This is a genomic window from Pseudoalteromonas sp. S3776 (assembly GCF_005886915.1).
GTDB lineage: Bacteria > Pseudomonadota > Gammaproteobacteria > Enterobacterales > Alteromonadaceae > Pseudoalteromonas.
On record NZ_PNCU01000096.1, the window covers coordinates 1 to 365 of the forward strand.

General features: G+C 40.8%; 1 protein-coding gene. It reads right to left on the minus strand.

Annotation, left to right across the window (positions count from 1 at the left end; all coding sequences use genetic code 11):
• On the minus strand, window positions 1–344 hold a 344-nt coding region (locus CWC16_RS19300), incomplete at its 3' end, for a transposase (RefSeq protein WP_502705081.1).
• Window positions 345–365: the final 21 nt, after the last annotated feature.

A 365-nucleotide genomic window follows, 5' to 3' on the forward strand; every position in this document is an offset into this window, starting at 1 on the left:
CCTAGCTTTTCGCCCTGTATGTACTTTTGCGTAAGTACGGTGCCTTTGCACAGCTTGTGCCACCGAATAACAATCGCCTTATCATTAAGCCTATTCGCTTTTTTATTATCAACATATAATACTAAGTGCGTATGATTGCTCATAACTGCATAAGCACAGACGTCAATACAAAATATCTTGGCTAATTCAAGCAACTTATCTTCAACCCAGCCTCGTCGATGCTCGTAAGATTGACCTGTAATGTGGTCTTCGCCACACAGAAAAGCACGTCGAACACAGCGCGAGATACAGTGGTAATATTTTGTATCAACCAAACTTACTTGTCGCTTTCTTGCAATTGCCATAAAACACCCTGCTTGTTTTTT